The 7,316-nt window shown below is 37.5% G+C and carries 5 protein-coding genes; 2 read left to right on the plus strand and 3 right to left on the minus strand.

The annotated features are described in order from the left end of the window. Window positions 1-139: 139 nt before the first annotated feature. Genes GQR46_RS13550 through GQR46_RS13560 form a run of 3 tightly spaced genes read right to left on the minus strand, consistent with a single transcriptional unit; the run spans window position 140 to window position 4,611 of the window. A complete protein-coding gene (locus GQR46_RS13550; protein WP_165741224.1) occupies window positions 140-2,950 on the minus strand; it encodes a PAS domain-containing hybrid sensor histidine kinase/response regulator in 2,811 nt (936 codons plus the stop codon). Then, window positions 2,943-3,551: an isochorismatase family cysteine hydrolase gene (locus GQR46_RS13555; RefSeq protein ID WP_165741225.1), complete on the minus strand. Its 609-nt coding sequence runs from the start codon at window positions 3,549-3,551 to the stop codon at window positions 2,943-2,945. Before GQR46_RS13555 ends, GQR46_RS13550 begins: the two co-directional genes overlap by 8 nt. 22 nt (window positions 3,552-3,573) lie before the next feature. Beyond that, entirely contained in the window at window positions 3,574-4,611 is a 1,038-nt protein-coding gene (locus GQR46_RS13560) for a response regulator (protein WP_010554674.1), read from the minus strand. Between the two features lie 257 nt (window positions 4,612-4,868). Between GQR46_RS13560 and GQR46_RS13565 the strand changes: the two genes are divergently transcribed. Both GQR46_RS13565 and GQR46_RS13570 read left to right on the plus strand, forming a co-directional pair. Next, window positions 4,869-5,132: a GrxA family glutaredoxin gene (locus GQR46_RS13565; RefSeq protein ID WP_007585470.1), complete on the plus strand. Its 264-nt coding sequence runs from the start codon at window positions 4,869-4,871 to the stop codon at window positions 5,130-5,132. 160 nt (window positions 5,133-5,292) lie between these two features. Then, window positions 5,293-7,158 carry a DEAD/DEAH box helicase gene (locus tag GQR46_RS13570; RefSeq protein ID WP_007585469.1) on the plus strand — a complete coding sequence of 622 codons (1,866 nt, stop codon included), beginning with the start codon at window positions 5,293-5,295 and terminating at the stop codon, window positions 7,156-7,158. Window positions 7,159-7,316: the final 158 nt, after the last annotated feature.

Below are 7,316 nucleotides of genomic sequence, written 5' to 3' on the forward strand. Positions count from 1 at the left end.
TCAAATTGAAAAACTATAATAAAAACACTCATTAAATACTAAACAATAAATTTAACTTACTCCTAAAATACTAGGTTAATTTCTTCGTTTATCAAGTTTTATGCAACACAAACCCACTTTTTATATTGCCCTTCATTGCTCAGCTCAGCTTCTCCCACACTTGCGCTAAACGAGAGAGCTTTAAATGTTTAGATTCAATAACCTGCTCTGGGGCATATTTATCAAGCAATAAATAAAGTGTCTCACTTACAATTGGCTTAGCTAAGTAATCATTCATCCCCGCTTCTATAAATCGCTCTTTATCACCATGAATTGCATTTGCTGTGAGCGCTATTATAGGAGTGGCTATACCTAACTTTCTGATTGCTTTGGTTGCAGAGATCCCATCTAGTATTGGCATTTGGATATCCATAAAAATAATATCAATTTTATTGTTTTTAGCCTTCGTTATTGCCTCTTGCCCATCGCTAGCAATATATACCCGACAACCTTTTTGCTCTAAAAACTGTCTTATTACTATTTGATTATTAGTATTATCTTCAGCAACCAATACATTGGTCCCATTCAACTGAGTTAACCCTGAAGAGCTTTCTAAGGCTTTTTTTTGTTCACGATTAGTAAATATAATATCTAAATGAAATAACTGCTCTTCCAATAAACTAATTGCTCGCGGTACATGCGATACTTTAAAAGGGCCATTTAACCTAAGCTCTCTGTCGTTGAGATTTTGCGGTAATAAGCTTTCACCTAGTAAGTCTAAGATAAGTAAACATGGTGAATTAAGGGAGTTATATGTATTTATACACTCGCGTGTTTGGGCTAGCATTCGAGGATCAGTTAATACAATTGCATCAGGAAAACTATCATACTCAGGGATATCTGGACATATTTCATAGTGCTCAAAAGCGATAGAAAACCGAGTGAGTGTGTGCTCCAACGCGGTTTTTAAAATTTGATTATGTCCTACAATCCATACTCTTGGCTTTTTACTTCGTGCTGCAAACCCCTCTCGCAATATTGAGTCGGTTGTGTCTATTTTTAACAGGTAATTAACGATAAACTCACTCCCTTTATTGAGCTCAGAGTTAACCGAAATATCTCCCCCTACTACATCACAAATTTGCTTACATATCGCAAGGCCTAAGCCACTACCACCATGTTTTCGGGTAATTGAATTATCTGATTGAATAAAAGGCATAAACATACTTTCTATTTTATTTTTTGCGATTCCCATTCCAGTGTCTTTTACTGATAAATGAAGATTTAAATTATTGGCTCCAATGTAAGTACATCTAACGGTCACCGTTATTACGCCTTGTTGAGTAAACTTAATCGCATTGGCTAATAAATTAATGGCTATTTGCCTTATACGTGCATGATCACCAATTACTTGAGCGGGGACATCAGGATAAAAATCAAAAACAACCTCAAGCCCTTTTTGCAAAGCACTTTGGGTAATAATATCTATTGCTTCTTCAATACACGTATCAATACTAAATGGCTGATTATCGAGTGTTATAGCTTGTGCTTCAAAACGCGAATACGTTAATACATCGTCCAATACACTCAGTAATGCATCAGAGCTTGTTTTAATCATTTGTGTGTAACGCATTTGCTCAGAAGTTAAACCGGTATGATGCAAAATATCTGCAGAGCCAATAACGGCATTTAATGGCGTGCGAATTTCATGGCTAATATTTGCCATAAATCGGCTTTTAGACTCAGCTAATGTTTCTGCCTGATGTTTAGCTTCAAGCAATATTTGCTCGCTTTCAATACGTTCTTGTATATCAACAAGTGTTGCGGCAATAGATAACAAATCGTTTTCGTAGCCATCCACAATGGGAGTAAGTGTCATTTCAACCCAATTATTTATGCCTTGTGCATTAATCAAACGTATATCAAAGCGACGTATATCGCGCTTACCTTGTTTATAATCAAGCAAAGTGCTACTAATTTTTTCGACATCTTCTTTTGCTATAAACTTAATTATAGGTAAGCCAAGACTCTCATCTACATTGCTGTGTAAGACGCGTTGCCATGCTTGATTTATAAATAATAAATTGCCAAATGTATCAAGGCGTAGAACAATATCAGGAATATTATCTACGACAGAGTGGTAGTTATATTCTATCTCTGCCATTGCTTGTTCAGCTTTAACTCGCTGCGTAATATTAGTTTCTATAGCGATAAAATGCTTTACTTTACCTTCATCATCTCGCACTGGATTTGCATCAATAGCAACCCAATAAACGTTACCATTCTTATCGTAATTTGTGGTTTCAACTTGAAAAGGAAGCCCATTTTTTACAGCGTGAGACATAACCTTACGACTTTTTTCACATGTTTTTGGCCCTTGTAGCAATTGACCTGGGCTAGTGCCTATAACCTCATCACAGGTGTAACCTGTAAGTACTTCAAAACTATTGTTAACCCACTCAATTACGCCAAATTTATCTGTAATTATTACTAAGTTATTTGTATGGCTCGCAACAAGCGATAAGCGTTTTACATATTTTTGTTGTTGTGTGAGCAAAAATTGAGAATCTTTATGACGTTGAATGTCATAGAACGAGCCTATAAAGCCGCTTTTTTCATCATAAACTAACCTTAACTCAAACCAGTTCATGAGCCCGATGCTGCTTTTAATTTGTATTTCTACACTGGGAGCCTGCTTCCCTTCTAGTAAACAACAGCTGTATGCGACAAAATGCATAATATCATCGCAATTCATTAACTTAGTAATATTGGAGCCAATTAATGAATCGGTTGAGTAACCTAACTTCTTCTCCCAAGCTTCATTAATATAAGTAAAATTCAAATGTTTATCACACTCAAAAATACACTCATCTAAAATAGCTAATAGCTTTGCTTGACGTCGATTACTATTGGAAAGTTTTTCAACTAGTGCATATTGGATTTGAACTTGTAGCTCATCATTATTATTCATGATCTCTCCAATACTTTATAAAAGTATTACTCTGACAAACTCGTGCATAAAGAAGGGAAACCTTTTCACGGTAGAATGCTTGTTCAAAAGGAGTGCGTCTCGGTGTGCAGTCACTTAAAATAGTGGCATTAGAACCAAGTGCAACAGCAGTGCGCACAGTTGAATCAATACAGATAGAAGACACAGTACCCGCTAAAATTATATTAGTGGCCCCATGTTTTTTGATGTTTTCGGCTAAACCTATATGTGTAAAAGCATTTAAACTTCTTTTCCCAAATACCACCTCTATAATATTACTAAAAAGGTCTAGCTGCTTAATGGTTTGAGCACCGTACGAACCCGCTTTAAATGCTCCCACCGCAATGACTTTTAATATACCAATCGGATTTTTAAGCTCGCTATAGTTTTGCGTAAAGTGAATGGGTGTATTAATAACTAAAGCAAATTGCTCTGCGCAGAAGGTCAATAAATAGAGTGTATTTTCCCCCACGCCAGTAATTATTGATGACTCTTCAATCTCGTCATACAAAATGCCTTTTGGCAAAAAGTAATTGTTTTGAAAACCAATTAAAATAGGTGCTGTCTTAGAGAAATCATCCATAACTCTCTCCTTATTAATCAATTTAAGAGGCTAACTGCCAAGGTTTAATAAATTTCTCAAGTACCGCTTTTGTCACTGGCTTCTGTAAATAGTGAGTAATTCCTTTATCAAACAACTCAGCTATTTGCTCATCGCCTGTTAACCCCGTTAAAATAACTTTAGGAGTATTGTTATTAGGTGTATTTTGCCTAACTAATTGCTGCGCCACATCGCTACCAAACATTCCTGGCATACGCTCATCTAAAAGTAGCAAGTCAAATGGTTCATTTTGAGCAAGCGTTAATGCACTAGCACCATTTTCTGCACACGTTACTAAACAGCCCAGCATTTCAAGCATTACTTTTGTAGCAATTTGGCTCGGTAAGCTGTCGTCTGCTACTAATACCGATAAACGTGTTTGTGTGTGAAATGTTGTTAAAATAGTAATTAAGTCGGTATCAAAAAATGGCCAGCCTAATATTTTTTTAGATAGTTTATGAGCTTGGCTCAGCTCGTAAATGTCGTTAATAGAGCACAACTTTATGTGTGTATTTAAGCTGTCACTATTTAATTTATCAATTAATGCGTTACCACTAAGATGGCGTAAATCCTCTAGCTGCGCAGACTCTCTAAGCGTGCTGTTAAATAATTTAAAATTTAAACCAAAACGATCGTGAGTATTAGCTGACATTTTTAAACAGCTTTTGAGTAACGCTTCGCAATCAGTTAAAACGTCTACATTTTGTCTAACATCAAGCGCTAAACTAACAGACTCTTTGGTTGCTAAGAGCCCGTGAAAATCCAACGTGTTTACTTGTTCAGAATCATCAATCTGATAGTGAATACTAACTCCCTGAATATTTGCTTCGAGGTTAAGTAAAAAGCACTGCTTTACTGCTGCTAGCGCCGGAGTAAGAAACGCCTCGCATTGTGCAATCATTTGCTCTGGCGGAATTTGCAAACAGACGTAGTTACATTGCAACTTGTTGATTAAGGTAATAGAGAATTTTTGACTTTGGGTTTCACAATATTTACCTATTACCCCTTGGATAATTTCTAAAACGTGACTATTAATATTCATAAAGCATTCTCGTTAACCCAATGTATAGCTCTACATCATCAAGTTATGTGCCATAAATTAATTCTTGTAAACACACTTGCATTCATAGACTTAAGTATTAGACAAACAGGGCTCTGGTTTTTCATTCGCATTTTGCAAATCATATTGCTATGCATAATATGATTTATGCTTTTATTAGAATGGTGCAATCGATTTTTTTCTCTTTAAATAATTTTCCATTCATTTAAACTAATATTAATCAAATTGAGGAGAAAGCTATGTTAACCGTAATTTTTGGCCGTGAAGGTTGTCCATTTTGTGTTCGTGCGAAAGATGTTGCTGAGCAATTATCAAATGAACGTGATGACTTTAAATTTCGTTACATAGACATAATTAAAGAAGGCATTAGTAAAGCCGACCTTGAAAAGTCAGCGGGTAAGCCTTGCCCTACTGTTCCACAAATTTTTGTAGACCAAAATCACATTGGTGGATTTACAGAATTTGAAGCTTACGCAAAAGAAAACCTAGGCTTGTATAAATAAGCTTTGTATTAAATATGTTAACCAGTTTAATAAACCCTATATTGAACTGGTTAAATTTCGACCAACATCAAATACATACAAATTAGTTTCAATTTATACAAGCATTTTCCTCGCGAATCCTATATAATGCGCGCCTCTTTAAATTCGTTGAGGCGTATTAATGTCAGAACCAGTCACGTTTGAATCTCTAAATCTTTCTCCTGCAATTTTGAAGGCAGTTGAAGAGTTGGGTTACAAGACACCATCTGAAATCCAAGCTCAATGTATACCGTTATTGCTAGAAAGAAAGGACGTACTGGGACTAGCTCAAACGGGTACAGGTAAAACCGCAGCATTTGCACTGCCATTACTAAATAATATTGACCCGTCTGTGAAACAGCCACAGATCCTTGTACTCACACCAACACGTGAGCTTGCGATCCAAGTTGCTGAGGCATTCGAACAATATGCTAAACATGTTCGTGGTATTGAAGTATTGGCACTATATGGTGGCCAAAGCTACAGTATCCAATTAAGCGCACTTCGTCGTGGCGCTCAGGTTATTGTTGCAACTCCAGGTCGTTTAATCGATCACATTAACCGTGGCACTATCAAGTTTGATGCTCTACAAGCACTTGTACTTGATGAAGCCGATGAAATGTTACGTATGGGCTTTATCGATGATGTAGAAAGCATCATGGAAAAAACACCGCGCGAAAAGCAAACATGTCTTTTCTCTGCGACTATGCCTAAGCAAATTCAAAACATCAGCAGCAAGTATATGAACAATCCTGAACAGGTTCATATTTCTGCGCGTAACTCTACAGTATCATCTGTTGAGCAAGTGTTTTGGAATGCAAGCGTACATAAAAATAAAGCTATTGTTCGCTTCTTAGAAGCTGAACAGTATGAAGGTGCTATTGTTTTCGTACGTACGCGTAACGATACAGTACAACTTGCTGAGTTATTAGAGCGCGAAGGTTTCTCTGCTGCTCCACTTAATGGTGATATGAACCAGCAAGCACGTGAACGCACTGTAGAACGCTTAAAAAGCGGCATGCTAAATGTTGTTATTGCAACAGACGTTGCTGCTCGTGGTCTAGATGTTGACCGCTTAAGCTTAGTTATCAACTACGATATACCACAAGATTCTGAAGCCTACGTTCACCGTATCGGCCGTACAGGTCGTGCTGGTCGTACTGGTAAAGCAATTTTATTCGTAAAACATAACGAACGTTATTTACTTAAAAATATCATTCGTCATACGAAGTCTGAAATTGCACAAGTTGAATTACCAACTGCAAAAATCGTTGAAGAAAAACGTATTGAAGCGTTACAAGCAAAATTAACTATTGCGCTTGAAAACAAAGATATTACATTCTTTAACGAGATAGCTACTAACATGGCTGAAAAACTTGAACTTCCTCTTGAAAGCTTAGCGGGTGCGTTACTGTGTTTAGCACAGCAACAGTCTCCAATTAAAGTTGAAGAAGTTAAGATTCAACCTCGTGAACGTAACGAGCGTAACGATCGCAACCCACGTAGTAACGACCGCAATGATCGCGGTGGTGACCGTGGACGTCGTAACGAACGTGGCGGCGAACGTGGTGGTGAACGCGCTGAGCGTAAACCTCGCGAACGTAACAGTCGTGATGCAGGCCCTATGGATACTTACCGTATCGAAGTAGGTCGTGAACACGGTGTTCAGGTTAAGAACATTGTTGGCGCTATCGCTAACGAAGCTGACATCTCAAGCAAGTTTATTGGTGATATTCGTTTACACGACAATCACAGTACGGTTCAATTACCGCAAAACATGCCTAAAGATGTACTTGATCATTTCCAAAAAGTGTTTATTTGTAAACGTCCTATGGGCTTAACAATTACACAAGATCAAGGCCCTGCTGAGCCACGTGCAGAACGCTCTGAGCGTCCAGCTGGTGACAAAAAGCGCACCTTTAGTAAAGATAAAGACGATAGCCAACGCGGTGATAAGCGTACTGGCCCTCGTAAAGAACGTCGCCCAGTAAGCTTCACAGCTAAATAAGCAACGACTCTTTAATAAAAAAACCTTGCCACGAAAGTGACAAGGTTTTTTTGTTTTTAAGCTGCTGCCACAGTGAATACAAAGTAAACCTTCGCGTCAATTCAATAGCAGCTTGAGATAGTTTTTTTAGCCTGAGTTCGGGTTACTTAATGTCTAAA

Origin of the sequence: Pseudoalteromonas sp. Z1A6, assembly GCF_011378745.1 — a bacterium.
GTDB lineage: Bacteria > Pseudomonadota > Gammaproteobacteria > Enterobacterales > Alteromonadaceae > Pseudoalteromonas > Pseudoalteromonas arctica.

What these genes read in the sequence shown, in the direction of transcription:
- GQR46_RS13555 (WP_165741225.1), bottom strand. Translation starts at nt 3,551, where the DNA reads ATGGATGATTTCTCTAAGACAGCACCTATTTTAATTGGTTTTCAAAAC.
- GQR46_RS13560 (WP_010554674.1), bottom strand. Translation starts at nt 4,611, where the DNA reads ATGAATATTAATAGTCACGTTTTAGAAATTATCCAAGGGGTAATAGGT.
- GQR46_RS13550 (WP_165741224.1), bottom strand. Translation starts at nt 2,950, where the DNA reads ATGAATAATAATGATGAGCTACAAGTTCAAATCCAATATGCACTAGTT.
- GQR46_RS13570 (WP_007585469.1), top strand. Translation starts at nt 5,293, where the DNA reads ATGTCAGAACCAGTCACGTTTGAATCTCTAAATCTTTCTCCTGCAATT.
- GQR46_RS13565 (WP_007585470.1), top strand. Translation starts at nt 4,869, where the DNA reads ATGTTAACCGTAATTTTTGGCCGTGAAGGTTGTCCATTTTGTGTTCGT.